Here is a 25,575-nt window from a genome sequence, read left to right on the forward strand (position 1 = left end):
CGCGAAAAATCGGCAGCCAGCATGGTAACCAGCGCCATTGATAATAGAATCGCTTCAACAAAGATGAATAATTGAACTTTCCACATAGCTATTCCCTTCCTTACATGTCTATTGTAACAAAATTAAGCAAAAAAACCTCCGTCTGAGGCATGAAATAGCAAGATTATCCTATCTTAACCAGCAGAACTTCTTGGTTCTAGACTTCTCTGCACTTTTCCTCTAAAAAGCAAAAAATCGCTTCAAATGCTGTTTAAGCAAAACAAACATTTAAAGCGATTTTTAGTTTATTTCTATTGTTCAGATAAACTTAGAAATGGACTTGAGCTTCCAAGCCAAAATGGTCACTAACGACTGGACCACGTTGACCATCAAACACAACAGCAGATGTTTCAATATTGAAATCTTTACTTGTAAAGATATAATCAATTTTTAGAGCGTCTTTGTTTCCTGCCCATCCAGCAATATCACCTTCAACCGTTGCTGCTCCAATCGTTTGATCGGCCACCTTGTGGCTATCCTGAAGAGCAAGCGGACTTTGGATAATGTGCTGATAGCCTTCGTAATCAACGGGATTGTTAAAATCACCCATGAGAACTAGCGGAGTCTCAGCTTGCAAAAGCTCAGATTCAAACTTTGCCCACTCTCCTTGGAAACCTTTATCCCACCAAGACAAGTGACAAGAAGCAACCGTGATGAGTTGACCATCAAGCTCTGTTTCTGCCAGTAAGACTTTACGCGTATGGTAGTCACTTGGATCATTGACATCAGACACCAAGAGTTCTCTTGCCTTCAGGGGCTTTCTGGACAGAATTGCAACCCCTTCATTATAAATATCAAACCCAATATGGTTATAAGCCCAAGACCAGTAATAGTCCAGACCTGCCTCAGCTAGTTTCTCAACCAGACGCAGGGCATAGTGGTCCTGGTGAATCGGAATGGCGCCATCTACCGCATAATAGAAGGGAGCCTGAACAACCTGTTCAGACTCCACTAATTGATTGACTTCCTGCAGGCAAATGACATCATATTTTTCTTGAAGAATCCGCTCTGCTAGCTGATTTAGCTTGCTTTCTTGCTCTTCTTCCATCCAACTATGAGTATTTAAAGTCAGGAATTTTGCCATGATTTCTCTTTTCTATCTTACAATTCTACTTTAGCCACAACTGTCTTAGGAGCGACTTTACCGAATTTCTCAACTGCTACTGATTTGATTGCTGGAGCATTTGTGAAGACAACGATAGTGGTTGTTTCACGACCTGCTTCTTTAATAGCCGCCAAATCTGCCGTTACCAATAGATCACCTGCAGCAACAGTTTGACCTTCTGCTACATGTACTTCAAAAGGTTTGCCTTCAAGGCTAACAGTATCCAAACCGATATGAACAAGAACTTCAAGACCAGCTTCAGTCAAGAGACCAAGAGCATGTTTTGTAGGGAAGACGCTTGTCACTTTACCAGCTACTGGAGAGTAGATTTTGCCATTTGCTGGTTCAACTGCAAATCCGTCACCCATCATTTTTTGTGAGAAAACTGGATCTTTCACATCTTCCAACTTGATAACTTCACCTTCAGCAACTGTTTCGATTGCTTCTGTTACGCCTTTGTAGCTAACTGTTGCAGCTGCAGACTCAGCTTTTTGACTTGGCAAAGTTTCAGGAATCACTTCTCCTGAATCCAACAAGTCTTGAATATCAGATTTAAGAACGTCAGCTTTTGGTCCGTAGATTGCTTGAACGCCTTGACCTTTCATAACCAAGCCCATAGCGCCTTCAGCTTTCCATTCTTCTTCAGAACCAACTTTTGTTGCGTCCTTAACAGTTACACGGAGACGAGTCATACATGCATCAACATCAACGATATTAGCACGGCCACCTAGCAAATTAATGATATTCACTGCTTGAGAAGAAGCAGCTACTTTTGCACCAGCTTGTTCTGATGAAGCAGTTTCTGAACCTTCAGCTGTTTCATAGTTACCGTTACGTCCTGGAGTTGCATAGTTGAATTTTTGAATCATAAAGTTCGCAATGAAGTACATGATTACTGCAAAGAGAACTGTTACCCAGATAAAGTTAATGATATCCATACCCAAACCAGCATTGATAGCCATTGGAGTACGAGTCAAGAATTCGATAGACCCGAATGAGTGCACACGAAGGTTAACAATGTCCGCCATAGCAAAGGCAGCACCTTGTACAAATGAGTAAATCAAGTAAAGTGGAGTTGCCACGAACATGAACATGTATTCGATTGGTTCAGTAACCCCTGTCAAGAAGGTTGCCAAAGCAGTCGCAATCATCATACCTTTGTATTGATGTTTCTTGTCAGCATCAACATTGCGGTAAATAGCTGCGGCAACACCCATAAGGATACCAAATGAACCGATCATTTGTCCAACTTTGAAACGAGCTGGGTGAACTGTATCAAGCAAGTTTTGGTAAGCAGTAGGATCAGCTGTCTTAGTACCAACCAAGTCATTTACCCAAGCCAACCAGAGTGGATCTTGACCAAATACTTGAGTACCTTTAGCAGCACCAGTCAATACTTCATAAGTACCACCAAGTTGTGTGTAGTTCATTGGGATCGTCAACATGTGGTGCAAACCGAATGGAAGCAAGAGACGTTCCAAAGTACCGTACAAGAACGGTGCCAAGATTGGAGCAGTATCTTGTGAGTTAGCAATCCAAATACCAAAGTTGTTGATACCTGTTTGAACGACTGGCCATACAAATGACAAAACAATTGCTACAATTACTGAACGCAAGATAACAACGAACGGTACAAAACGCTTACCATTGAAGAATGACAAAGCATCTGGCAATTTACGGAAGTTGTAGTATTTGTTATAAGCTGTTGCTCCGACAAAACCAGCGATAATTCCGACGAAAACCCCCATATTCAAAGCAGGAGACTCAAGGACACTGATAAAGTAATCAGAAACCTTGATGCTTCCTCCTAAGAGAGTGCTAACCACTGCTTTAGGATCTTTCAGCATATCGCCTGATACACCGAACATAACCCCAGTGATACGGTTAATCAAAATGAAGGATAAACCTGCCGCAAAGGCACCACCAGCACGTTCTTTCGCCCAGCTACCTCCAATAGCGAGAGCAAAGAGGATATGCAGGTTTCCGATAATCCCCCAACCAATTTGTTCTAAAACGCCACCAGTAGTCACTAGAAAACCTAGTTCAGGGTTGATCATCGGAATTGACTTACCAATACTGATCATCAAACCTGCTGCGGGCATAACCGCAATAACCACCATCAAAGCTTTACCGAATTTTTGCCAAAATTCAAAGCTAAAAATGTTTTTGAATGAATCTTTCATCATCCAGACCTCCTTATATTTTACACAAACCACCCCTTGATGAAATCGTTTGCATTGTATAGTATTATTATACCACTATTTTTTATTTTGTAAAGGCTTTTATATAAAATATTTTTGCATTTTTCCTATATTTTGTAGAATAATAGCTAGAAAAGAGTGATTTTTCTGTGTGCAATCGATTGCGCTATCTTTCCGCAAATTTGCTGAAAGAACAATAAAAAAGCTGTGAAACATTCAATTCCATGCTTCTACAGCTTCTTTTTTATTTATATTCTTTTTTATAGCGGTCAGCTTCTGCCTGATTAGCCCAGACATAGTGGCCAGGCCGGATCTCAACCATGCTAGGTTGATCCACTGAGTAGTCATGCTGCTCTGGATCGTAAACCTTTAATACCTTTTTGCGCTCCAGAATTGGGTCTGGAATCGGCACAGCAGACAAAAGGGACTGCGTATACGGGTGGATTGGGTTGTTAAACAACTCTTCTGTCTCTGCCACCTCGACGATAACCCCTTTATAAATAACAGCGATTCGATCTGAAATAAAGCGAACTACCGATAGGTCATGGGCGATAAAGAGATAGGTCAAGCCAAGTTCTTTTTGGAATTTTTTCAAAAGGTTCAAGACTTGCGCACGAACAGATACGTCCAAGGCAGAGATTGGCTCATCCGCAATGACGAAATCTGGCTCCATCACCAAGGCACGAGCAATCCCAATCCGCTGACGTTGACCACCAGAAAATTCGTGAGGATAGCGTGTCAAATGTTCAGCCAAGAGACCAACTTCACGAATGATATTCTTAACTTTTTGCTGACGGTCTTCTTCATTTTCAAAAAGATGATAGTTATAAAGACCTTCTGAAATAATATAGTCAACCGTCGCACGCTCATTCAAGCTGGCAGCTGGGTCTTGGAAAATCATCTGAATCTTACGAATCAATTCAGCCTCATCAGCTTTAGATTGCTTCCCGTTGATCTTTTTACCTTCGTATAAGATGTCCCCTGCACTGGTATCGTTCAAGCCAATGATAGCACGGCCGATAGTTGTCTTACCAGAACCAGATTCACCTACTAGGGAAAAAGTTTCTCCTTTATTGATAAAGAAATTTGCATTTTTTACAGCTACAAATTTCTTACTTCCTTCGCCGAAGGAAATTTCTAAATCTTTAATTTCAACTAATTTTTCAGTCATTTCCTTCCTCCTAAGCTTCTAAGTGATTGAAGCCCATTTTTGAACGAATTTTATCATGAAGATTTTCGATAATAGCTGGCTTCTCAACTCTCGGTGCATCTTCGTGCAAGAGCCAAGTCTTAGCCCAGTGCGTATCGGAAACCTGAAAGGCAGGAGCTTTTTCTTCGAAATCGATAGCCATTGCATAGTCCGAACGAAGCGCAAAAGCATCCCCTTTAATGCTAGTATATAGCGATGGTGGTGTACCTGGAATCGAGTAGAGTTCACCATTTGCTTCAGCTAGCTGCGGCAAGCTAGACAGCAGGCTCCATGTATACGGATGCTTTGGATCGTAGAAGATTTCTTCAACTGTTCCATATTCAACGATTTCGCCAGCATACATAACCGCCACTTTATCAGCAATACTTGCTACAACACCAAGGTCGTGGGTGATAAAGACAGTTGTGAAATGGTATTCTGCCTGTAATGACTTGAGCAAGTCAATAATTTGGGCTTGAATCGTCACATCGAGGGCCGTTGTTGGCTCATCACAGATCAGAATATCTGGACGACAAGCTAAGGCGATCGCGATAACAATCCGTTGGCGCATCCCACCAGAATATTGGAAGGGATACTCTTCAAAACGTTTTTCAGCGTCTGGAATTCCTACTTTTGTCATGTAGTCAATTGCCATTTCTTTGGCTTCTTTACTTGTTTTTCCTTGGTGTTTGACGATTACTTCGGTAATTTGACTTCCGATTGTATTAATCGGATCTAGACTAGTCATCGGATCTTGGAAAATAGTCGCAATTTTAGCACCACGAATGGGTTCCCAGTCCTTATTGCTCTTTAGGGCCGTCAAATCAGTTCCTCGGTAATCAATCGTTCCTTGAGCTACACGGCCATTTTCTTCCAACATTCCAGTAAATGTTTTTGTCAAAACAGATTTACCAGAGCCAGATTCTCCAACCAGAGCTAGAACTTCACCTTCAACTAGGTCAAGGGAAACGCCTCGAATGGCAGTCAATACTCTGTCACGAACGTCAAATTCCACGACAATATCGCGAGCAGTCAATATTACATTTTTATTTTTTGTCATATTTACTCCTATCTATGTGTCCGTGGATCACTTGCATCGGCTAAGTTTTGACCAACTACGAAGAAGGACAGGGATACCAAGATCAAGGTTGTCAATGGAATCCAGAAAAGGTAAGCGTTGGTAGTTACGTTTTGTGAATAGTCGGAAATCAAGCGTCCCAAACTTGGTACTGTTACAGGAAGACCAAGTCCAAAGAAGGACAGGAAAGCCTCGTAAGAGATAAAGTTTGGAAGCATTTGAGAAGTTGTCGTCACAATAACAGATACCAACTGAGGCATGATATTCTTGGTCACAATCTTATACGTCGGTGTTCCCAAGGTACGTGATGCCAGATTATACTCCAAATCACGGTAACGCAAAATCTGAATACGAATTGTATAAGCAATCCCGACCCAGCCAGTGATAGTCATAGCGAAGATTAAGTTCCAGAAACCGGCACCAATAGAGTAGGTCAGGACAATGACAATCAAGAGGGAAGGAATATTTGAAATAATATTGTAGACTTCTATCATGACACGGTCAACTGACTTGGAAATTCCCCAGAGTGCACCAATAATAATTCCGATAATCAGGTTAATGAGTGTTGCAATAATGGAAATCAAGATAGAATTCCGCGCACCAAACCAAACACCATCAAACAAAGATTTACCATTACTGTCTGTACCAAACCAGTGTTCAGCGTTTGGTTTGATATAACGCATACTAAAGTCATTTACCTTGCTGACATCATTGAAATCAAATTTCGAGAACATGGGATAAATGAAACTCATCAAAACGATGGCAACCAGAATTCCTAACATGATCGTCGTTGATTTCTTTTTCAAGAATTGACGCATAACAGAGCGCCAGTATGAATAAGCTGGAGCATCAATCGTTTCAGAGGCAAAATCGTCACGTTTGACAAATTGGAATTTACTTTTATCAATTGTAGCCATTATTTACCTCCTTTAGATGTTAATTTAATACGTGGATCAAGCATTGTCATCAAGATATCACCAACTAAGAGGGCAAAAATTGAAAGACAGGTGAAAATAAATACAAGACCAACCACCATTGAGTTATTTGATGACTTAACAGAATCAATCAGCATTTTACCCATACCAGGAAAGGCAAAAACAGTTTCTGTCAGGGTCGCACCTGCAATAACACCAACGATAGAAGTTGGAATACTAGATACCAACGGCACCATCGCATTCTTGAAAATGTGCTTGTTCGAAATTTCTTTCTCAGAAAGACCTTTGGCACGAGCAAAGCGAACAAAGTCTTGGGATTGTAAGTCAATCATATAACGACGAATCCAGACAGCTGTCACAGGTGCGCTCAAAAGTCCAAGAATCAGAGATGGCAAAACATAGGAACGCCAGTCGCCTGCTCCCAAAATTGGGAAGGAATCTGGAAGTCCAACAGCTGAACCAGCCAAACGAACAATATAAACAAGAGCGATGGTTGGCAATGACATCATAAAGGTCAAGGCACCTGTTGAAATACTATCAAACCATGTATTTTTCAAACGAGCCATATAAGAACCAAGCGGAACAGCAATCAAATAAGAAAGCGCCACACCAATCAGACCAATAATAGATGAACTGACAATCATCGATGGGTTTTGATAGTTATTCTTGGTTGCAGTGTAAGCATCTCCCTTGCCATATTTAGCAATATCTTGAGAGTCTGCCTTACTTGGAGTCTTGTAGGTACGAGAGTAAATATCTACAGCAGAAGTTTTCTTACCTGTTGGGAATTGAACTTCTGATGATTTTGTTTGACCTTGTCCTTGCGAAATAACTTGCAATACAGGCGTATTCGCATAAGTAGGATAAGAATTTCCTAGGTTCAAACTAACAAAGTTTTGGTGAACAAATGGGAATTGGCCATTAAAATATAGAAGATATTTATGACGAGTACCAGAACCTACGACTGACCAACCAATGGCAGGGTCATTTTCGATACGGATATAGCGCTTAAGATCTGGATTTTCCTCATCTTGAATCACATTTGGATGATCAATCTGAATCAGATTAGCATAGAACTCAAGTACACGCTCGTAAACTGGAACTTCACGAACAGCATAGAATTCTTTGCTTTCTTTGAATTGATACAATTTCCAACCTTTGCCAAGTTTTTCAACATAGGCTTCGTAGATCTTTTTATTCTCATCGGTTGCCTCAGTAGTCACAGATTTATTTTCCTTCTTGGCTTTTTCCTGCAACTCTTTTGTATCATAATAGTCAATATAACCCATCCGCTCATAGACTGTATTTTCATAGTTTGTCTTTTTATCTTCGGTTGTGGCTATCTTATTATAGTTCGGGTCTTGTTTGAAAATCAATCTTCTCGGAACCATTGTATAAATAATGGTATAGGTCAAGGTCGTTACCAAGAAAATCGACACAATTGAGCGTAAAATACGCATAAAAATGTATTTCTTCATTTATCGTTTCCTTTAAATTTCAAAAGAACTTTCTCTCGTTATTAGAGAAAGTTCTAGTGAACGATTTATTCTACATGACTTTCGAGATCTTTTTGTGCTTTCGCATTTGACTCTTCTTTTTCTTTCAGCCATTTCTTACGAGCTGCTTCGTAGTCTTTCTTCGTTACTACTTCATCTTTCACTTTAATACGTTTGAAGTAAGTAGAACTTGTCTTATTACCAGTTTGAGCATAAGCGCCTGAGAATGGCTCGATACGTGAGATAAATGGTGCTGCTCCTTGGTTTGCCATCAATGGAACAATAATAGAGTTATCTGTTAACCAAGCTTGAGCCGCTGCATATTTTTCGTAACGAGTAGCAACATCTGAAGTTTCTTTACCAGCTTCATCTACCAAGCGGTCATATTCATCTAAACCAACTTGCTTAGCTGCAGCATTATCTGCTCCTTCAAAGCCAAGGTAGGTTTTTGTTGTTTCAGCTGCTGAAGTTTTCAGAATGTCTGTGTATGTTGATGGATCTTGATAGTCAGGACCCCAGCTAACGAGGATTGAAATATCCCAATCTTCAGCGGCAGCATTTGGTGCGTAGTAAGTAATATTGAAGAGATCATCTTCTGACATTTGTTGGATATCTACCACCACATTTTCAGATCCCAAAGCCTTTTCAACAGATTGCTTAAGGGATTGAGCACGGTTGATCAATGGTTTCGATGTTTGAGAAACTGGAAGATCTAGATGGATTGGGAATTCAACTCCCTCTGCTTGTAAGGCTGCTTTTGCTTTTGCAAACTCTGCTTTTGCCTTCTCAGCATTATAGAGTCCGTCTTGACCATCCTCAAGTTTAACACCTTTCCATTCGTCGCCCAATGTAGCCACTTTTTCTTCGACTAGATCGCCAAAAGACTTATCACCGGCTTGAACAAAGGTTGGCGGTACAAAAGTATTGCGAACAGCGTAAGGAGCACCTTCTTCACCATTAACTTGTGCTGAATAAGACTTACGGTCGATAGCAAAGTTCAAGGCTTGACGGAAGTCTTTGTTCAGAATCGCTTTCTTAGTAGCAGACTTTTGGGCATCTGTTGTTTTACTTGTGTGATTGTAACCTTGGCGGTCAAGGTTGATACTCATCACATTTACAGTAGCAGCTGGTGCAGTAAAGTAGATGTTGTCTTTAAAGTCTTTTTCTACTCCAGCATAGTTTGAGCTTGTAGGGTAGAGACGAGCTACTGTGTAAGCGCCGTCTTTAAAGTTACGAGCAAGGGCATCTTGGTCTTGTCCATCAAAGTAAGACAACTTAATTGTGTCAATATGGACATTTTCTTTATCCCAGTAGTTTTCATTCTTTTGATACTCAACAGCAGACTTAGCAGTGATAGACTTCATCAAGAATGGTCCATTGTAAAGGATAGAAGATGGGTCAGTAGATTGACCGAATTTGTCCCCTTGTTTCTTAAGGAAATCTGCGTTAACTGGCCAAAGAACTTGTGAAGTTGTCTTTGAATTCCACTGTGGTTCAGGTTGGTTCAGAGTATATTGGAGAGTGTGGTCATCAACTGCTTTGACACCGACAGTAGAGAAGTCAGTTGTCTTACCAGTCACATAGTCATCCAAGCCTTTTACAGATTGTTGAACAAGGTATAGAGCTTCAGATTTCTTGTCGGCAGCATGCTTGAGACCAGTCACGAAGTCCTGAGCTGTCACATCGCCGTATTCTTCACCTTCTGAAGTATACCATTTAGCATCTTTACGAATTTTATAGGTATAAGTCAAACCATCTTTAGAAACAGTCCAAGACTCTGCAATAGACGGTACAAAATTACCATATTGGTCATTTTCCAACAAACCGTCTACACCGTTTGTCACGAGGTCAACTGTTGAAGCTTTACCAGATGTCACATAATCCAATGTTTCTGGGTCAGCAACATAGACATAGTTATAAGCTTTTGCTGCGCTGTTTCCTTTTGATGAACCAGAACAAGCAGCTAAAACGCCTACTGAAAGAAGGCTAACCCCAGCTAAAGCTAATACTTTGCTTTTTTTCATACGAATTCTCCAATTTTGTTTTTTAGATTTACTTAGGATTATAGCACAAGAAAGTAAAAAAGTAAACTAAATTTTCTGAATATTATGGTAGACATGCAATAACTCTACTCTATTACTCGTGTTCATTTTCCACTGCTATTCTAAGAAAAACTTAGCAAGTCTATAGACTTATTTAATAGAAGGGTAGTATAGTCCGGATCATCCTTGAGTTCTTTAATGGAACTTTGAACTAACTCCAAATCATCTGTAATCATCCCATCCACTCCTAAGCGAAAAGATTTGACGATACTATCCTCATCATTAATGGTCCAGTCATAGAGACGTTTGTCGGATTGCCAGAGTTTATTGACAAAATTTTCATCCAAGGTTGAATACTCCATGGTGTAGCCAGAAGCCTTAGTTCGTGGAAAGATTGTATTATAAGGCAGGATAAAGAAACTGGGGATAGAGGAGTCATATTTGACAACCTGATCGATGACTTGGTAGTCCAAAGACTGAATCTGGTGTTGATAAACCTTGATTTTGGCACCATACTTGCTCAAGAATCGCTCCATCATATTCTTGGAGTCTTTCTTGCTGGTCTTGATTTCTATCAAGAGGCGCTGGCCGAGTTGATTGGCACGAGTAAAGTAATCATCAAAGCTAGAAATCTTAGCCCGATAGCCATTTTCTGAAATCTCTAGTGAAGTTAATTCGGCCAAGGTTAAGTCTTGAGGTTGGACATCAAGACCTGCCAACTGCTTCAGGTTTGCATCATGCATCATGACAAATTGCCCATCCTTGGTTTCCTGCACATCCATTTCTACTAGGTCAGGCTTGAGCAAGGCTGTTTTTTCTAGCGCTTCTACGGTATTTTGGATTCCATTTTCCCTTGAAACCCCTCTATGGGAAATCGTAATCGGAACGTTCTCCAAAGGGAAATTTAGATAGACATAGCCTTCTAATGCGAAGCTTGAGCTGGCAATAGTCAGAACAAACCAACGCATTAGAGACAGGCCTCTTTTCGTTGGATAGTCATTTAAGGTACGATCTGTCAGGAAGGAGACAAATTTGAGAAGGAAATAGGACAACATAGCATAGTAGGCAAACTTAATCAGGACAAAAGCTACAATACCGCTAAAGAGGACAACCTCATTTGGTTGAGTGCTCGCGTATCGCTGTCCCAGTATAGCTGGAGCTGAGAGAAAAGTATAAAGCAGAAAGCTTTTGATAATAATCCAAAAAAGATGCCTAGTGTAAAAGAAAAGGCGGTTCTTAGTCTTAGCCAGACTAAAGCGAATTGCCTGAGGAACTGTTGCGTGCTCAAAAAAGAGCTGTGGTAGGGCAAACATTAGTCGCACTGCCACTAGAAGCATGCCAACCACAAGAAGTCCCATGAAAACAGCGAACACAATATTATTTGCCAAATAGGTGACAATAAAATCCGGAACCAAAATTTTATTGAGATAGTAAATTTTCAAAATTTGACGCAAAAAAGGAAAAAGAAAGCCCATATAAAGTACGATAAAGAGCATTTTCCCTGGGCCAGCCTTCTTGACAATAGCAAAACTATCCGTAAATGTTTTTCCAAGAAAAGCGAATACTGGTCGATTTTCTTTATCCAAAAGGTTGCGAATCCCCATGAAAATCATGCCGCTCTGGAAATAGGCTACAAAGAGATTGACCACAACGAGGACTAGAAAACCTAGACCGACCAGCCAATTAGAGCTGAGGACTGCCCAGACATTGTTGTAAGACAAAAAAAGATATCCTGTCTGTTTGAGCAGGTATTCTGCTGCGTAGGAATTAAAGGGAATCCAAGCATACTCCATCATCATAAAGATCATGAAAAAGAGAACTAGGATCTTGTCTAAATTATGATAAAAGCGCTTAAAGCTAAGTTTTTCGGGTTTCATCTTATTCTTCTTTCAGAAATTTGTGCGAAAAAGGGAAAGGCAAACTGTAACGAAGACTGAATGGCTCCTGAAAATCTGCGTTTGGCAGTTTATCCGCCTTATCTCTACTCTTTCTTTGAAAAATAAATCCCAGCTTTTCAACTGAGATTTTCTTTCTTATTTACCAAATAAACGGGCGAAAAATCCTTTATTTTCCTGCTTTTGCACCTTCTCCTTGGCTTCATCCAGCTCCAAAAGAAGGGTTTCCCGCTCGCTCATAGCCTTGGCTGTCAACTGCTGCTGCTGGTCTAGCTGCTTATCTTTTTCAGCAATCTGCACGTCCTTGACACGGAGTTGTTCGTCTTTCTTAGCCAGCTGGTTATCTTTAGCCTTGAGTTGCTCATAAAGGCGCAAAATCTCAGCATTTTTTTCATCCACTAAGATTTCCATCAACTCGCGCTGTTTGACTTCTTCGCTGACTGGCTCATCTTCAAAAATGGTCTTTTTATAAATTTCTTCTAGCTTAATCAGGCCACTGCGGGTCACGACTGTGACCCCTTTTTCATTTTTTTCTGTATCTTCTGGCGGCAGAGCCTTTACACGATTATTGATTGCCTGACGGCTGACTCCTAAAATCTCGGCCAGCTCGCTGACTGTCTTTTCAATTGCCATAATTTCCTCTGAAACTTTTTCTAGATATAGTTACCTAAATCTTATCATATCAAGGCTTAACTGTCAAATAAAGCAAAAAAGTGAAGCAATACATTGCTCCACTTTCCTAGCTTTCTATAGTTCAACTTGAAAAATTTCCAAGCTCTGCATTTCTTCTTTAGTCAAGCGTCGCCATTGCCCCAGTTCCAGACTTGGATCTAGCTGCAGAGGTCCCATAGACAAACGCTGAAGGTCGGTGACTTCCTTCCCACAAGCTAGAACCATTCGCTTCACCTGATGAAACTTACCTTCTGAGAGCGTGATACGAACCAGACTGGTCTGTGCTCCTTCATTTCTTTCGATAATTTCGAGCTGGGCAGGCTGACAAGTGAAATCTTTGAGTTCGATTCCTTGAGCAAAACGCTCAACATCTGCCTGATCCATCAGACCGGCAACCTGGGCCTGATAAACCTTAGCTACATGGCGCTTGGGAGACAGCATAGCATGCGATAGCTGACCATTATTGGTCAAAAGCAGAAGGCCATGCGTATCCACATCTAACCGCCCCACAGGAAAGACTTCTTTTTGGCGGGCAGTATCGTCTAATAAATCTAAAACGGTTTTATGGCGGTCATCTTCAGTCGCGGAAATGACACCCTTAGGTTTATTTAAGAGATAGTAGACAAATTTTTCATAAACCAAGGTCTGACCATTCACCACAATCTGATCCGACCGCTCATCAATCTGTGTCTTGGCCGACGTGACCGCTGTCCCATTGACCCAGACTTGACCTTTTTTCAATAGTTGCTTGACTTGACTGCGCGAGCCAAGTCCACTTTCCACTAAAAATTTATCCAGACGCATATCTTCTCCTAAGCAGACTTTTTCTTGAGAATCCCAAACGCCAGCACTGCCATTAAAACCATCAGACTTCCCAAAACGCCAAAAATAAAGGAAGCTTGGCTTGAAAATTGACTAATCAAAGACAAGAAAAAGGTTGTAGCAGTCGCTCCGGCACTACAGCCTAAAATCACAATCGAAGTTGCTTGATTCAAGGATTTGCTAGGGATTCTCTCTGAAAGAATATGGAAAATCGCTGTCAGACTGACACTATAAACAAAGCCAGAAGCGACGGTAACCACACTCAAGAGCAAGAGATTGGGTACTAAACCAATCATGATCGCAGTAAGGCCAAAGGCCACTCCTGCAACCGTCAATAAATTTTCCTTGAAATAATGAAGAAGAGGTGCAAAAGACAAGCCTGCGGCAATACCAATCAACTGCATGCTTGAAAGAATCAAGCCTGCCGTCTGAACACTGCCCATACCAGACTTTTCAACCAGTCCTGGCACGCGCACGTTAATGACCACATTCGTCAAGACAATCACTGCTGCTACCAGGGCTAGGCCGATTGTCAAAAACCACTGTGCAACTGTCAAGCCCTTGCCTCCCTGATGAGCCTCATGATGCTTTTCCTCCTTGCCATAAGGCACAAAGAGCAGATATAGGGCTAGAACGATCAACCCCGACGCATAGACCAAGAAAGAAATTTCCCAGCCAAAGCGAAGCAACTGGCTTACTCCAAGCGTCAAGAGGGCTGTCCCGACAACCTCAGCCGATCCACGCAGACCTAAGGTCTGAATCCGTTCCTTGCCCTCATAACGTTCGCTGATAATCGAAATGGCCTTAGCATTGAGCAAACCAACTCCCATACCAAAGATCAGGCGCGAGGCAAAAATCACCCAATATTCCTTATTCACGAGAGGAACAAAGCCGCAAAGAGCGAAAATCAAGAGCCCTGTCACAATCATCTTTCGTTCCGATAAATATTTCTCCACTAAGCCATTTAAAACTAGCATGAGCATAATCCCAGCCGATGGCAAAGAAACCAGCAATTCTATCCAGCTTTCTGGCAAGTCTTTATAATAAGCAAACATAGCCGATTGGGCACTGGAAATCGAAAAGGAGGTCGTTAACACCAAAGAAAGTGAGAGAATACTCACTTTTTCCATAAACTTTTTCATTCTATTTTCCTTTAAAAATCACACTCATTCTATCATACAGCTTTTTAGAAAAAGACGCAATCATCTTTTCTTAAAAATTCAGCCATTAAAAAGAGTATTCTTTCGAAAAATTTCTCCTCTGACAAAAGGACAAACCCTTTCTTTATTTCTGGCAGGATTTGTGTTATGATGAAAGAAAGAAAAAGGAGAGAATCATGTCTGTTAGTGAAAAAAAATCGGTTATGGACAAATTAACCAAAGCAGCTCATTTGATCGATATGAGCGATATTATTCGCGAGGGAAATCCTACCTTGCGCGCAGTGGCTGAGGAAGTCAGCTTTCCCCTATCTGATCAGGAAATCATTTTAGGTGAGAAAATGATGCAGTTTCTGAAACATTCTCAAGATCCTGTCATGGCTGAAAAAATGGGGCTCCGTGGCGGAGTTGGTCTAGCAGCGCCTCAGCTGGATATTTCTAAGCGGATTATCGCTGTGCTAGTGCCAAATCTGGAGGACGAAGAAGGAAATCCGCCTAAAGAAGCCTACTCCCTAGCTCAGGTCATGTACAATCCTAAAGTTGTTGCCCACTCTGTGCAAGATGCTGCTCTGGCTGATGGAGAAGGCTGCCTATCCGTTGACCGAGAGGTACCAGGCTATGTTGTGCGTCATGCACGAGTGACCGTGGATTACTTTGACAAGGACGGTCAAAAACACCGCATCAAACTCAAAGGCTACAATTCTATCGTGGTTCAACACGAGATTGACCATATCAACGGCATCATGTTTTACGACCGTATCAATGAAAAAGACCCATTTGCAGTGAAAGATGGCATGCTGGTACTGGAATAAACGACCATATATTGCAATCAAAAATACCTAGACGTTTTCACGTCTAGGTATTTCTTTTACACTATTCTAGGTTCCTCGTTCCCAGAAAAGAGCCAAGAGGATCACAGCACCCAAGACTGAGGGAAGAATGGCTGTGTCCGCTAGCATCGGTCCCCAGTGGCCAAAAAGCAATTGCCCAAGCCATGAACCAAACCAGCCCAAGAGGATTTTTCCGATACAGCCCATACGCTCCCCGCGGCTGGTAATAGCCCCAGCCATGAGACCAATAATAAAACCGACAAACATACTACCAATCATATAGGATCCTTCTTTCTATGTTTCTAAGAATACTTTTCAAGAAGCAGGTGGGAGCTGCCCGATTAAAAGTGCCCATCAAAACAACTTAAAATCTTAGATTGCCCAGTCTCCATTGCGGAAGATTGGCACACGGCTACCATCTTCACGAATACCTTCAATATTCATCTGGTTAGAGCCAATCATAAAGTCCACGTGAACATCTGAACGGTTGAGGCCCGCAGCTTCAAGCTCTTCTTCGCTCATCTCTGCTCCACCAACGACGCTAGTTGCATAAGCTGCACCGATAGCCAAGTGGTTAGAAGCATTTTCATCGAAAAGGGTGTTAAAGAAGGTAATACCTGACTGAGAAATCGGGCTTGGATCTGGTACCAAGGCACATTCACCCAAGGCACGCGCACCAGCATTTTCAAAGACAAGGTCTTTCATGACCTGATCACCCTTCTCGGCAGTGATGTCTACGATTTGTCCGTCTTTAAAGGTTACTTTAATGCCTTCGATGATATTTCCGTTATAGCTAAGCGGTTTTGTAGAAGTGACATAGCCATCTGCACGACGGAAGTCAGGCGCAGTAAAGACTTCCTCTGTCGGCATATTTGGCAAGAATCCTTCGCCCTGTGCATTGACAGCACCAGCTGATTCCCAAACGTGGTTCTTTGGCAAACCAAGTGTCAAATCTGTTCCTGGCGCTGTGTAGTGAAGGGCTGAAAATTGCTCTCTATTGAGCATTTCTGCCTTGCTCTTAAGGATAGCAGCGTGTTCTTCCCAAGCCTTCACGGGGTCTTCTTCGTAAACACGGCAAGTTTTGAAGATTTGGTCCCAAAGGAGATCGACTGCTTCTTCATCGCTTGCAGCATTTGGAAAGACTTTTTTAGCCCACTCAAGTCCAGCAGCGGCCGCTACTGTCCAGCTAACCTTGTTGGATTGAGTTGCGATGCGCATTGGCTTCATAGCAAGTCCCATCGCTTTAGCAGAAGCTGAAAGCTTGTCAGCGTCCACTCCGTTCAAGGCACCTGGGTCAGAAGAACGGACACCAAGACGGCTGGCCTTGTTCTCCAAGAGATAGTTCATCTCAGCAATCTTGTATTCTGGCACATTGTCCAAACGCTCCATCGGCGCGTGGAGGAATTTCTCACGGTTGATGACATCATCTGTCCACTGGACGATAACCTCATGCGCACCTAGAGCATAGGCCTCCTTGACAATCAAATGTGCCAGCTCACGCTGCTCCACATCAATATTGAGCGCCACCGTGTGACCCAGCTGCACATTAATACCATTGGCAACCAATAGTTTAGCGTATTTTTCTAAGTTTTCTTTAAAATTTGGCAGAACCATGCTGCTTCTCCTTTTCTTTTGTTACTTCTCTTTAAACAGGGATAGCAGGCTAACCGCTGCCACCGTACCGCAAATCAAAGCGGTCATTTTCAAAATTGTATCTGGATCAAGATCCAGCTGGTAATCAAACACCTTTTGCGCAGGCTTATCCTGAGCGGAAATGGTAAGTTTCATAAAAACCTCTTTCTATATTATTTTAGAAAAACTCATCAAACAAACTCAACTGGTTATCCTCGGGCATATTGCCCAGGATGCCCATGTCGTCCATTTTTTCGACTAGGGTGCTAGAGAGACCGCCACGCTTGCGGAGCTCCGTCTTAGAAAGGAATTCACCTTCTTCCCGCGCTCTAACTAATTGGCGGGCAACGTTATCACCCAGACCGTCCATGGTAGAGAAAGGCGGGATAAGGGTATCTCCTTCGATGAGAAATTCGGTCGCATGGCTCTTGTAGAGGTCTAGCTTGCCGAATTTGAAGCCCCGCTCCAGCATTTCATTGACGATTTCCAGAGTCGTATAAAGGTCAATTTCTACATTGGAAGCTTCGTTGTTCTTGCGCTTTTCAGCGATTTCGCTCATCCGGCGTTTGACGGCATCAAGGCCACCACTCATAGTCTTGATATCAAAGGCTTTAGCCCGGATAGAGAAGTAGGCACAGTAGTAATAAATCGGATGATGCACCTTGAAATAGGCCACCCGCAGGGCCATCATAACATAGGCTGCCGCATGGGCCTTGGGAAACATGTACTTGATCTTTCCACAGGACTCGATGTACCATTCTGGCACATTGTTTTCCTTCATAGCTGCGATGTAGCCATTGCGCTCTTCTTCAGAAATCTTCAGCCAAAGGCCCTTCCGCACGCGCTCCATGATCGTAAAGGCCATCTTAGGATCCAAGCCTTTGTGCATGAGGTAAACCATGATGTCGTCCCGACAGCCGATAACGGTGGACAAGTCAGCAATCCCTTGCTTGATCAAGTCCTGAGCATTACCCAGCCAAACGTCCGTACCATGAGAGAGACCAGATAGCTGTAAGAGCTCAGCAAAGGTGGTCGGATGGGTCTCGTCAACCATGCCCCGTACAAAATTGGTTCCAAACTCCGGAATTCCCAGCATACCAGTCGGCGTGCCGATTTGCTCCTCAGTCACACCCAGAATATCTGTCCCAGAAAAGAGAGCCATGACGCCAGCATCATCCATAGGAATGTCATTTGGATCAATGCCAGACAAGTCCTGAAGCTTCCGAATCATGGTCGGATCATCGTGTCCCAGAACGTCTAGCTTGAGAACATTTTCATCAATATCATGGAAGTTGAAGTGGGTGGTCTGCCACTCGGCCGTCACATCGTCAGCTGGATATTGGACCGGTGTAAAGTCATAAACATCCATGTAGTTAGGGATTACAACGATTCCGCCCGGGTGTTGTCCAGTCGTCCGCTTAACTCCAGCAGCTCCCTGCGCCAGCCGCTCAACTTCGGCGTCCCGGTAGAACTTCCCGTAGTCGCGCTCGTAGCCTTTGACAAAGCCATAAGCCGTCTTAGCCGCAACGGTTCCAACGGTTCCAGCCCGAAAGGCATACTCCTCACCAAAGATGTCCCGCACGTCCAAGTGGGCGCTCGGCTGATCCTCTCCGGAGAAGTTCAAGTCAATATCGGGCACCTTGTCCCCGTCAAATCCAAGGAAGGTCTCAAAAGGAATATCCTGACCATTCTTGCTCAGCTTGTGACCACACTCTGGACAGTCCTTATCCGGCATATCAAAGCCAGAACCATAAGATCCATCCGTGATAAACTCGCTGTATTGGCATTTGCCACAGACATAGTGGGGTGACAGAGGATTAACTTCGGTAATCCCAATCATGGTCGCAACAAAGCTGGATCCGACAGACCCCCGTGAACCTACCAAATAGCCACGCTCGTTGGAGCGTTGCACCAACATCTGCGAAGCCAGATAAATCACGGCAAAACCATTCCCCAAGATAGAAGTCAGCTCTTTTTCGATCCGCAAGTCCACGATATCTGGCAGCGGATTGCCATAAATCTCAAAGGCCTTTTGATAGGTCAGCTCGGCAACTGTCTCCTCGGCCTTTTCAATGAAAGGCGTATAGAGGTCGCCCTTGACTACCTCGACCGGCTCAAAGGTCTCCGCCAGCTGATTCGGATTGGTGATGACTAGCTTCTTAGCCAACTCCTCACCCAAGAATGCAAATTCGTCCAGCATCTCATTGGTGGTTCGGAAGTGAGCCTTAGGAAGCGGAGCCGGCTGGGCATTTTCACCGTGACCAATGGTCCGGTTAATCATAGCTCCCTGACCGAGACTCCGTACGATAATCTCACGGTAGATCTCTTCTTCCGGCTCGATATAGTGGACGTTCCCCGTCGCAAGGACAGGCTTGCCCAAGCGATCTCCGACCTCAATCAGATTGCGAATTATGGTCTGCAGTTCTTCCTGGTCCTTGATCTGCTCCTTGGCAATCAGTGGCTCATAGATAGCCGGCGGCATAACCTCGATAAAGTCATAATACTTGGCTACTTCGACAGCCGCATCCACCCCCTGAGAGACAACGGCGTCATAGACTTCGCCTTCTGAACAGGCTGATCCCAGAATCAGGCCTTCACGATGGGCATCCAGCACGGTCCGTGGAATCCGTGGGACGCCTTCAAAATACTTGGTATTGGACAGACTGACTAACTTGAAAATATTCTTGAGCCCCGTCTGATTTTTCACATAAATGGTCGCATGTTTGACCCGAGCTTTCTTGTAAGAATTCTCATCGACCAGATCCGTATTCAAATCCTTAAGATTAGTCACACCATGCTTCTCAGCCACATCCTTGATAAAGATAAAGAGAAGGCGGCCTGTCGCTTCCGCGTCATAGTTGGCCATGTGATGATGCTCCAGAGCAATCTGGAAACGCTTGGTCAAAGGCCCCAAACCATGACGCTTGTACTCTGGATAGAGATTGCGGGCAAATTCCAGCGTGTCAATGACCGGCTGGGTAATTTTCGGCAGGCCATGACGCTCATAGTTGACATTCATAAAGCCCACGTCAAAGGTAGCATTATGGGCAACGAGGACACTGTCCTGGCAAAATTCCTGAAACTCTTTCAGCACTTGCTCAAGTGGCTTTGCATTGCGGACATGCTCATCTGTAATCCCGGTCAAGTCCGTCGTAAAGGCCGACAGAGGATGCCCAGGATTGATAAACTCATCAAACTCAGCGATGATATTGCCCTTGTGCATCTTGCTGGCCGCAACTTGAATCAAGTCATTGTAGACCGCTGAAAGCCCTGTTGTTTCCACGTCAAAGACTACATAGGTCGCATCACTCAGCTCCATGTCCACTTCATTGTAGACGATGGGCACCCTGTCTTCTACAATATTGGCCTCCATGCCGTAAATCAGCTGGATACCAGCTTTCTTTGCAGCCTTGTAACCATGGGGAAAGCTTTGCACATTGCCATGGTCAGTAATGGCGACAGCCTTGTGGCCCCACTTGGCTGCCGTTGCAACGATTTCCTCTACCTCAGGCAGGGCGTCCATCGTAGACATATTGGTATGGGCGTGAAATTCAACCCGCTTCTGCCCCTCAGGCATGAGGTCCTTGCGCTCGTAGTGGGTAACTTCCTGCACATCCTGCACATTCATCGTCAGATCGCGGGTGAAATTGTTCATCTCCACATTTCCCCGCACGCGCAGCCAGGCGCCTTTTTTAATCATGTCAAACTTCTTGGCTTCTTCTTCGTTTTTCATCCATTTCTGTAAGGAAAAGCTAGAAGTATAGTCTGTCATCTTGAAATTGAGCAAGACCCGGCCGGTCCGCGTGACCTTCTGCTCTAAGTCAAAGACCATTCCCTCGAAGACCAGACGGTTTTCCTCAGTCTGAACTTCGATCATAGGAGTAATCTCTGCCTTGTCCAGATTTGGTTTAACCGCAGCCTTGCGAGCTTGGAAGTCATAGACTGGCTTTTCCTCTGGCGGTGGCGCCATCTGCTGCAGGGATTCCATGGCTTTTAGTGCTTCTTCATTGGCCGCCTGGACAATCTTGTCATTCTCTGCTTGGAAATTCTCCGCTTGCTGCTGGGTCAGCTCATCGCTGTGCTGAACCTGGCAGGTCAACTGAGGAAAGCCGTATTTTACCAACTGGCGACTGAGATTTGGCAGGTGATTCTTACGAAAATGCTCCGTATCAATAGTCGAAGCCCCCTCAATCAGCAGCTTGTCCCCATCCAAATGAACCTGTAAATCCTGATACAGACTCTTAAAGCCATGGCTGGCACAAGGCCCCTCCTCAAAGGCCAGCTGGTAATAAGCCTGCAAGAGCTCATCCGACACTTGGGGAGCCTGACAGTGAATTTCAAAAATAGCTTTATTGCCTGTCTTTGAAAACTCTTGTGCTAAGCGCTTCTGTAATTCCCGAAAAATCTCAATGGGCAGGATATTCGCAAAAGAAAAATGAAACTCCCAGACCCGACTGACCTTATGGACCAGAACCTTCTCAATTTCTGCATTCAAAAAGGCCTCTGAATTTCTCATTTCCAGTGGCATATCCAGCTGATGCATTAAAATTTCAAACTTGTTTGACATGACATTTCCTCGTACAGTAGTGACCCTATTTTACCATAAATCAGCACTTTTTTCGATAGAAAAAGAGTAGGGCAAAGTTGGTTGTGCCTATATATTTATATATTTTCTTATATTAAAACTAAGTTATGATATAATAGAAAAAACATTTATCAAAAGGAGTCTTAACTGTGAAGAAAATTTTACTAGCTAGCGCCTGTCTGCTGGCTTTGACTGCCTGCAGCATGCCTAAGCAAACTAAGCACGAAAACAAACCCAACCAAAGTCAGAGCCAAAGCAAGCCAAAAAAAGAAGAGAAAGTAAAAACCAAGACTTTTGCTTACAACATGCCTAACGGATACAATAATAAAATTGTCGCTTATTATCAAAAAGATAGGATTCGAGCCTTCGATTTTATGGCTACGAAACCGACTCAAGAGGACGAGCAAAGTAAGAGTCCTGAAGAAATCATCAACATTTATCAAGAAGAATTAAAAACTGGTGACATTTATGATAAATTCAGCAAGTTAGATGGAGTCACACTTGAAGTCAAAGTTTCAGAGGACAAAAAAACCGTTGCACAAGTTGCCCACTTTGATCTCAGCAAAGCAAAAGAACAACAAGTCATGGCTGCTTTAGGGGAAACAACTAAAGATAACCTATTCAAAAAGATTAAGGAAAAGCCCGAAGATTTCTTTGCTTTTCTGCTATCTCAAGGATTCACAGAAGAATGAAATCTTTTCTGACTGATTTCTTTCACTTTAGAAACTATCCTGTCTTGCTAGCCAAGTCCTTAGTTCGCCAGCAAGAAAAAACTTAGGGAATATTTTTTAGAGCAAGCTATTGGCTTTCATTTCTCCAATAGCATGATTTTCAAGGAGTTTTTATGCGCTTAACTAAAAAAACTGTTTTTATTGGTATCGCTTCTCTTCTTATTTTGGGCTTAGCTGCATGGGGAGTAAATGCATTTCTCGTCATGAACAACGCTCAGCAAAGTTTTGATAAAAATTTTATTCACTTTCAAGCTAAAAGTGATGACAACGAAACTTTTATTACACAAGGCATCGGAAAAAAAGAAGCCTATAATTTATCCTACTCTCCTACTAAGAAGACCATTGAAATAAGCAAATCGACTAAAAATGGAGATATCTATTCTTCCGATTCCATTTACGGAGCAGTAAAAGTCTATGATATAAAACAAAACGCTAATCACTATGTCTTTATAACTGCTGCAAAACCAATAATCGTTGACTTTGGAATAACTTCAGTCAAGGTAACTTATGACGGAGGTCATTTTGAAACTCCATACTCTGAGCTGCATTTTGGTGAATCTTTCCCTAGTGAAGACAACTAGATAGAAAGTATTCCAGACCGTCAATCTCTATTTATGAACTAACCGAGCTAAAAAGCTATGGTTAGTTTTTGTTTGCAAAAAAAGCGGTTGAAACCGCTTTTTATCTCAATACTGCTTCTGCCAGCGCTTTTTGGATAGCAATGACACTTTTATCACTTCGGAAAGTTAAGGTTTCGGCTGGTTCCTCAGCACTCGAAACCCAGATTTTCAGCTCAGCGTCTAGGTCAAAGTGGCCAGCCGTTTCCACTGAAAAGCGAGAAATGGATCGATAAGGATAAGACTTATAAGCCGTTTTCTTGCCTGTCACTCCCTGCTTGTCCACCAAGATCAAACGCTTATCTGTAAAGACAATCAAGTCACGAATGAGGCTGAAAGCCAACTCCACATTTTCTGCTAGCGTCAGAATATTCTCCAATTCTCTTTCTGTTTTTTCAATATCCTTCTGAGAGGCATTGCCCAATAAACCACTGAATAATCCCATGTTTCGATCCTCCAATCCATTTTCCCTACTATAGCATTTTCAAGGCCAATAAGCAAAAGAAAGAGAGTGGGACAGAAATCTGAAATTCGTTAGAATTCGATTTCGTCGTCCCACCTCCGCACAGTTGAGTAGGGCTGTAAAAGCTGATGAAATCAGCTTAGTAGAGCCCACTCAACCACTGCGTCTTGCTCGACAATCCAAAGACAATTGAGAGGCTAGGACTTTTGTCCTAAACTCTTGTTTTATTTTGTCAAAATAGACAGAGTTTCTAGCAGATTATCGGCGTGGACTTCAATGGTATCGCCCGTAGCTTTAATCTTGACTTCGACGATGCCTTCTGCGGCTTTCTTGCCAACTGTCACACGGATTGGAAGACCAATCAAATCGCTGTCGCTGAACTTGACACCCGCACGCTCATTGCGATCATCCACCAAGACCTCATAACCAGCACTTAGCAAGTTAGCCTCGATTTGGTCAGTTAGAGCCAAGGCTTCCTCGTCCTTGACATTGACCGGAATCAGGTGAACGTCAAATGGTGCCAGCTCTTTCGGGAAGTTGATGCCCCAAGCATAGCGGAATTCACCCTTAGGAGTTTTATTGACAAAGAGACGAGCGTGTTGCTCCATAACAGCAGAGAGGAGACGGCTGACACCGATACCGTAGCAGCCCATAATCATCGGCACTGCTCGACCATTTTCATCCAAGACATTGGCATTCATGCTGTCAGAGTAGCGTGTTCCCAATTTAAAGATATGCCCAATCTCAATCCCACGAGCAAACTTAAGGATACCTTGGCCATCTGGAGACACTTCACCTTCGCGAACTTCGCGGATATCCACATACTCAGGGCTAAAGTCACGGCCTGGATTAACACCAGTCAAGTGGTAGCCATCTTCATTGGCTCCTGCCACAGCATTAGAAAGGTCTTGGACTCTACGGTCTGCGATAATGGTCACATCTTCTGGCAGATTGACTGGGCCTAGTGAGCCAAAGCCTGCGCCCAAGATCTGACGAACATCCTCTTCACTAGCGACTTCAAAGAAATCAGCTCCCAGATGATTTTTCAGCTTAACTTCGTTGAGTTGGTCATTGCCGACAAGGAGCGCTACGACAGGCTTTTCATCAGCCATGTAAACCAAGGTCTTAATTGTTTCTTCTGTATCAACTTGTAGGAAAGCTGCTACCTCATCAATGGTCTTGCAGTCAGGAGTTTCTACACGCACCAACTCTGCTTCAGTCACTACTTTTTTGTTTGGTTTGTAAGCATTGGTTGCCATTTCTAGGTTGGCTGCATAGCTAGACTCGCTAGAGTAGGCAATGGTATCTTCCCCAGAAACCATCCATTTAAGCAATTCTGCCTTGATTTCTTCTTGTACTTCTGCAGGAATTTCATCAAACGAGGCAACTGACTTATCCAAAACGACCCAACGGTCAAGATCTGTACGAGCAGGTGTGATTGCCATAAATTCTTGGCTGTCCTTACCACCCATGGCACCACCGTCACCGATAATGGCTTTGAAATCTAGCTCGCTGCGAGTGAAGATTTTCTCATAGGCTGATTTGTACTCATCATAAGTTACATCCAAACTATCGTAGTTAGCGTGGAAACTATAACCATCTTTCATGATGAATTCACGCGTACGAAGAAGGCCGTTCCGTGGACGTTTTTCGTCACGGTACTTAGGCTGGATTTGGTACAAGTTCAGTGGCAATTGCTTGTAAGACTTGACAGAATCACGGACAATTGCTGTGAACGTTTCTTCGTGAGTTGGACCTAGGATAAAGTCTGACTTCTCACGATTTTTCAATTTATACAAGTCTTCACCGTAGGTTTCATAACGGCCAGATTCACGCCAAAGGTCAGCACTGAGAAGGGCTGGAGCCAACATCTCAACCGCACCAATCTTATCAAATTCTTGGCGCATGATCTTCTTAGCTTTTTCGATCACACGGTTAGCCAATGGCAGATATGAATAAACACCTGCTGATACTTGACGAACATAACCAGCACGAAGCATCAAAGCGTGGCTGATGACCTGCGCATCACTTGGCATTTCGCGAAGTGTTGGAATAAGCATTTTACTTTGTTTCATTCAGATTCATT

20 protein-coding genes and 1 pseudogene are annotated in these 25,575 nt (G+C 43.1%); 3 read left to right on the plus strand and 18 right to left on the minus strand.

What is annotated here, in order from left to right; genetic code table 11:
* The 12 genes and pseudogenes from O3644_RS08485 to O3644_RS08540 form a co-directional block, all read right to left on the minus strand.
* Window positions 1–86, minus strand: a pseudogene (locus tag O3644_RS08485) (transporter); the annotation flags it as partial.
* A gap of 221 nt (window positions 87–307) precedes the next feature.
* The gene (locus O3644_RS08490; RefSeq protein ID WP_371595490.1) at window positions 308–1,123 is read right to left on the minus strand and encodes an endonuclease/exonuclease/phosphatase family protein; all 816 of its coding nucleotides are present in this window, start codon (window positions 1,121–1,123) and stop codon (window positions 308–310) included.
* 17 nt (window positions 1,124–1,140) lie between these two features.
* Window positions 1,141–3,330: a PTS transporter subunit IIBC gene (locus O3644_RS08495; protein ID WP_048764532.1), complete on the minus strand. Its 2,190-nt coding sequence runs from the start codon at window positions 3,328–3,330 to the stop codon at window positions 1,141–1,143.
* Between the two features lie 259 nt (window positions 3,331–3,589).
* Window positions 3,590–4,516: an ATP-binding cassette domain-containing protein gene (locus tag O3644_RS08500; protein WP_125383367.1), complete on the minus strand. Its 927-nt coding sequence runs from the start codon at window positions 4,514–4,516 to the stop codon at window positions 3,590–3,592.
* 10 nt (window positions 4,517–4,526) lie between these two features.
* Window positions 4,527–5,594, minus strand: coding sequence for an ABC transporter ATP-binding protein (locus O3644_RS08505; protein WP_125388163.1), 1,068 nt, complete (start codon window positions 5,592–5,594; stop codon window positions 4,527–4,529).
* Window positions 5,595–5,602: 8 nt separating this feature from the next.
* Window positions 5,603–6,529 carry an oligopeptide ABC transporter permease OppC gene (gene oppC, locus O3644_RS08510; protein ID WP_371595491.1) on the minus strand — a complete coding sequence of 309 codons (927 nt, stop codon included), beginning with the start codon at window positions 6,527–6,529 and terminating at the stop codon, window positions 5,603–5,605.
* Entirely contained in the window at window positions 6,529–8,025 is a 1,497-nt protein-coding gene (locus O3644_RS08515) for an ABC transporter permease (protein ID WP_371595492.1), read from the minus strand. The genes oppC and O3644_RS08515 overlap by 1 nt, the downstream gene beginning before the upstream one ends.
* A gap of 65 nt (window positions 8,026–8,090) precedes the next feature.
* Entirely contained in the window at window positions 8,091–10,067 is a 1,977-nt protein-coding gene (locus O3644_RS08520) for a peptide ABC transporter substrate-binding protein (RefSeq protein ID WP_048764522.1), read from the minus strand.
* A gap of 140 nt (window positions 10,068–10,207) precedes the next feature.
* A complete protein-coding gene (locus tag O3644_RS08525) occupies window positions 10,208–11,962 on the minus strand; it encodes a glycerophosphoryl diester phosphodiesterase membrane domain-containing protein (RefSeq protein ID WP_371595493.1) in 1,755 nt (584 codons plus the stop codon).
* A 156-nt stretch (window positions 11,963–12,118) separates the two neighbouring features.
* A complete protein-coding gene (locus O3644_RS08530; protein ID WP_005591876.1) occupies window positions 12,119–12,613 on the minus strand; it encodes a DUF536 domain-containing protein in 495 nt (164 codons plus the stop codon).
* 114 nt (window positions 12,614–12,727) lie between these two features.
* Window positions 12,728–13,456: a pseudouridine synthase gene (locus O3644_RS08535; RefSeq protein ID WP_371595494.1), complete on the minus strand. Its 729-nt coding sequence runs from the start codon at window positions 13,454–13,456 to the stop codon at window positions 12,728–12,730.
* A gap of 8 nt (window positions 13,457–13,464) precedes the next feature.
* Window positions 13,465–14,616 (minus strand): MFS transporter, encoded by a 1,152-nt coding sequence (locus O3644_RS08540; RefSeq protein ID WP_371595495.1) that lies wholly within the window; start codon window positions 14,614–14,616, stop codon window positions 13,465–13,467.
* A gap of 194 nt (window positions 14,617–14,810) precedes the next feature.
* On the opposite strand from O3644_RS08540, the gene def reads away from it, so the two are divergent.
* The gene (def, locus tag O3644_RS08545) at window positions 14,811–15,443 is read left to right on the plus strand and encodes a peptide deformylase (RefSeq protein ID WP_005591873.1); all 633 of its coding nucleotides are present in this window, start codon (window positions 14,811–14,813) and stop codon (window positions 15,441–15,443) included.
* A gap of 66 nt (window positions 15,444–15,509) precedes the next feature.
* On the opposite strand, the gene O3644_RS08550 is transcribed toward def, so the two are convergent.
* From O3644_RS08550 to O3644_RS08565, 4 genes are all read right to left on the minus strand, one after another.
* Window positions 15,510–15,740 (minus strand): GlsB/YeaQ/YmgE family stress response membrane protein, encoded by a 231-nt coding sequence (locus O3644_RS08550; RefSeq protein ID WP_125383345.1) that lies wholly within the window; start codon window positions 15,738–15,740, stop codon window positions 15,510–15,512.
* A 93-nt stretch (window positions 15,741–15,833) separates the two neighbouring features.
* Window positions 15,834–17,075 carry an aminopeptidase gene (locus tag O3644_RS08555; protein ID WP_371595496.1) on the minus strand — a complete coding sequence of 414 codons (1,242 nt, stop codon included), beginning with the start codon at window positions 17,073–17,075 and terminating at the stop codon, window positions 15,834–15,836.
* Window positions 17,076–17,096: 21 nt separating this feature from the next.
* Window positions 17,097–17,249 carry a hypothetical protein gene (locus O3644_RS08560; RefSeq protein WP_000778898.1) on the minus strand — a complete coding sequence of 51 codons (153 nt, stop codon included), beginning with the start codon at window positions 17,247–17,249 and terminating at the stop codon, window positions 17,097–17,099.
* Window positions 17,250–17,271: 22 nt separating this feature from the next.
* Window positions 17,272–21,660 (minus strand): PolC-type DNA polymerase III, encoded by a 4,389-nt coding sequence (locus tag O3644_RS08565; RefSeq protein ID WP_371595497.1) that lies wholly within the window; start codon window positions 21,658–21,660, stop codon window positions 17,272–17,274.
* A 167-nt stretch (window positions 21,661–21,827) separates the two neighbouring features.
* Between O3644_RS08565 and O3644_RS08570 the strand changes: the two genes are divergently transcribed.
* The gene (locus tag O3644_RS08570) at window positions 21,828–22,370 is read left to right on the plus strand and encodes a hypothetical protein (RefSeq protein ID WP_048764504.1); all 543 of its coding nucleotides are present in this window, start codon (window positions 21,828–21,830) and stop codon (window positions 22,368–22,370) included.
* A 152-nt stretch (window positions 22,371–22,522) separates the two neighbouring features.
* Window positions 22,523–22,990 (plus strand): hypothetical protein, encoded by a 468-nt coding sequence (locus O3644_RS08575; protein ID WP_048764502.1) that lies wholly within the window; start codon window positions 22,523–22,525, stop codon window positions 22,988–22,990.
* 100 nt (window positions 22,991–23,090) lie between these two features.
* Here the strand turns inward: O3644_RS08575 and O3644_RS08580 are convergent, their stop codons facing one another.
* Entirely contained in the window at window positions 23,091–23,471 is a 381-nt protein-coding gene (locus O3644_RS08580) for a PH domain-containing protein (RefSeq protein WP_048764500.1), read from the minus strand.
* A 242-nt stretch (window positions 23,472–23,713) separates the two neighbouring features.
* Window positions 23,714–25,564, minus strand: a complete 1,851-nt coding sequence (locus tag O3644_RS08585) for a proline--tRNA ligase (protein ID WP_371595498.1) — start codon at window positions 25,562–25,564, stop codon at window positions 23,714–23,716.
* Window positions 25,565–25,575: the final 11 nt, after the last annotated feature.

Origin of the sequence: Streptococcus sp. 27098_8_113, from assembly GCF_041432545.1 — a bacterium.
GTDB lineage: Bacteria > Bacillota > Bacilli > Lactobacillales > Streptococcaceae > Streptococcus.

Excerpts from the sequence above, each read along its gene's own strand:
- O3644_RS08490 (WP_371595490.1), bottom strand. The coding sequence starts at position 1,123 with ATGGCAAAATTCCTGACTTTAAATACTCATAGTTGGATGGAAGAAGAG.
- O3644_RS08495 (WP_048764532.1), bottom strand. The coding sequence starts at position 3,330 with ATGATGAAAGATTCATTCAAAAACATTTTTAGCTTTGAATTTTGGCAA.
- O3644_RS08500 (WP_125383367.1), bottom strand. The coding sequence starts at position 4,516 with ATGACTGAAAAATTAGTTGAAATTAAAGATTTAGAAATTTCCTTCGGC.
- O3644_RS08505 (WP_125388163.1), bottom strand. The coding sequence starts at position 5,594 with ATGACAAAAAATAAAAATGTAATATTGACTGCTCGCGATATTGTCGTG.
- oppC (WP_371595491.1), bottom strand. The coding sequence starts at position 6,529 with ATGGCTACAATTGATAAAAGTAAATTCCAATTTGTCAAACGTGACGAT.
- O3644_RS08515 (WP_371595492.1), bottom strand. The coding sequence starts at position 8,025 with ATGAAGAAATACATTTTTATGCGTATTTTACGCTCAATTGTGTCGATT.
- O3644_RS08520 (WP_048764522.1), bottom strand. The coding sequence starts at position 10,067 with ATGAAAAAAAGCAAAGTATTAGCTTTAGCTGGGGTTAGCCTTCTTTCA.
- O3644_RS08525 (WP_371595493.1), bottom strand. The coding sequence starts at position 11,962 with ATGAAACCCGAAAAACTTAGCTTTAAGCGCTTTTATCATAATTTAGAC.
- O3644_RS08530 (WP_005591876.1), bottom strand. The coding sequence starts at position 12,613 with ATGGCAATTGAAAAGACAGTCAGCGAGCTGGCCGAGATTTTAGGAGTC.
- O3644_RS08535 (WP_371595494.1), bottom strand. The coding sequence starts at position 13,456 with ATGCGTCTGGATAAATTTTTAGTGGAAAGTGGACTTGGCTCGCGCAGT.
- O3644_RS08540 (WP_371595495.1), bottom strand. The coding sequence starts at position 14,616 with ATGAAAAAGTTTATGGAAAAAGTGAGTATTCTCTCACTTTCTTTGGTG.
- def (WP_005591873.1), top strand. The coding sequence starts at position 14,811 with ATGTCTGTTAGTGAAAAAAAATCGGTTATGGACAAATTAACCAAAGCA.
- O3644_RS08550 (WP_125383345.1), bottom strand. The coding sequence starts at position 15,740 with ATGATTGGTAGTATGTTTGTCGGTTTTATTATTGGTCTCATGGCTGGG.
- O3644_RS08555 (WP_371595496.1), bottom strand. The coding sequence starts at position 17,075 with ATGGTTCTGCCAAATTTTAAAGAAAACTTAGAAAAATACGCTAAACTA.
- O3644_RS08560 (WP_000778898.1), bottom strand. The coding sequence starts at position 17,249 with ATGAAACTTACCATTTCCGCTCAGGATAAGCCTGCGCAAAAGGTGTTT.
- O3644_RS08565 (WP_371595497.1), bottom strand. The coding sequence starts at position 21,660 with ATGTCAAACAAGTTTGAAATTTTAATGCATCAGCTGGATATGCCACTG.
- O3644_RS08575 (WP_048764502.1), top strand. The coding sequence starts at position 22,523 with ATGCGCTTAACTAAAAAAACTGTTTTTATTGGTATCGCTTCTCTTCTT.
- O3644_RS08580 (WP_048764500.1), bottom strand. The coding sequence starts at position 23,471 with ATGGGATTATTCAGTGGTTTATTGGGCAATGCCTCTCAGAAGGATATT.
- O3644_RS08585 (WP_371595498.1), bottom strand. The coding sequence starts at position 25,564 with ATGAAACAAAGTAAAATGCTTATTCCAACACTTCGCGAAATGCCAAGT.